Annotated in this window: 3 protein-coding genes; 2 read left to right on the forward strand and 1 reads right to left on the reverse strand. The window is 65.5% G+C overall.

Annotated elements, in window-relative coordinates:
• Together AC1DOC_RS32660 and AC1DOC_RS32665 are read left to right on the forward strand one after the other, a co-directional pair.
• Window positions 1-632 (forward strand): ABC transporter substrate-binding protein (locus tag AC1DOC_RS32660; protein WP_478131440.1); only part of this gene is annotated, 632 nt, incomplete at its 5' end.
• Between the two features lie 7 nt (window positions 633-639).
• On the forward strand, window positions 640-1,101 hold the full coding sequence (locus tag AC1DOC_RS32665) for an EVE domain-containing protein (protein ID WP_369663696.1): 462 nt from the start codon (window positions 640-642) through the stop codon (window positions 1,099-1,101).
• Window positions 1,102-1,107: 6 nt separating this feature from the next.
• Here the strand turns inward: AC1DOC_RS32665 and AC1DOC_RS32670 are convergent.
• The coding region (locus tag AC1DOC_RS32670) for a MarC family protein (RefSeq protein ID WP_478131441.1) at window positions 1,108-1,684 on the reverse strand (577 nt) is incomplete at its 5' end.

Below are 1,684 nucleotides of genomic sequence, written 5' to 3' on the forward strand. Positions count from 1 at the left end.
AGTTCGGGCTCGAGGTGCAGCGCGGCGCCGAGGCGGGCCTGAAGACCGCCGGCATGGAACTGGCCGAAAAAACCTCGTTCAAGCGGGGCGCCACCGACTTCAGCTCGCAGGTCGCCAAGATGAAGGCCGCCAATTGCGACCTCGTGGTGCTCGGCACCATCATCCGCGAGACCATCGGCACCGTGGGCGAGGCGCGCAAGACCGGCTTCAACCCGACCTTCCTGGGTTCGAGCGCGTCCTACACCGACCTGATCCACAAGCTCGGCGGCAAGGCGATGGACGGCATCTACGCCACCATGACGGTGCAGAACCCCTACACCGACGAGCAGTCGCAGCYGCTGCGCTTCTGGGCCAACAAGTACAAGACCAAGTTCAACGAAGACCCGACGGTGTTCTCGGTGTACGGCTACGTCATCATCGATTCGTTCATCAAGGCGGCGCAGAAGGCCGGCCCGAACCTCACGACCGACAGCTTCATCAAGGCCATGGACAGCATGACCTTCGAGCCCGACATGTTCGGCAGCCCGAAGAGCAGCTACACCGCCACCAAGCGCCTGGGCAACGATCAGTCCCGCCTGTCGCAGATCAAGGACGGGGAATGGGTCGTGGTTTCCGACTATGTGACACCATAACGGGACCATGCCCAATTACTGGTTGATGAAATCCGAGCCCGACGAGGTCTCGATCGACGATGCGCTCGCCGCGCCCAACGCCACCGTGGCGTGGACCGGCGTGCGCAACTATCAGGCACGCAACTTCATGCGCGACGGCATGAAGGTCGGCGACGGCGTGCTGTTCTATCACTCGAGCTGCCCCGAGCCCGGCATCGCGGGCATTGCGCGCGTGGCCTCGGGCATCAAGCCCGACCCGACGCAGTTCGACCCCAAGTCGCCCTACTACGACCCGGCGTCGAAGAAGGACGATCCGCGCTGGCTGCTGGTCGACGTGCAGGCCGTGCGCAAGACGCGGCTGCTGCCGCTGCCCGAGCTGCGCGCCAGGCCCGAGCTGGCGGACCTCGTCGTGCTGCGCAAGGGCAACCGGCTGTCGATCACGCCGGTCGAGCCCGCGCACTGGCGCATCATCGAGAAGATGCTGGGCTGAAGGGCGTCAGCCCACGCGCTGCAGGATCGGAAACAGCTTGCCCAGGCCGTCGGCCATGACCTCGACCGCGAGCGCCGCGAGGATCAGGCCCATGAGCCGCGTCATGATGTTGATGCCCGTCTTGCCGAGCACGCGCGCAATCGGCTGAGCCAGCGAAAACGCCAGCGCGGTGGCCAGCGCCACCACCACGCCGTAGCCCACCAGGAGCCCGAGCTCCCACAGGTGCTGGGTCTTGTCGGCGTAGATCACCACGGTCGATATGGTGGCCGGCCCGGTGAGCAGCGGAATGGTGAGCGGCACCACTGCGATCGATGCGCCCATCGAGGCCTTCACTTCGGTGGCCCGCAGCTCCTCGACATTGGTCTTGCTCTCGGCCGGCTTGGCGTTGAGCATCGAGAGCGAACTCATGAGCAGCAGCAGCCCGCCGCCCACCTGGAAGCTGGCAATCGAGATGCCGAAGAACGCCAGCAGCTGCAGCCCGATCAGCGCGCTGACCGCAATCACCACGAAGGCGCTGAAGGCCGACATGCGCACGGTGTGCCGGCGCTGCGCATCGGAATACCCCTGCGTGTAGTGGATGAAG

Source organism: Variovorax sp. 01T439_2, assembly GCF_056398445.1.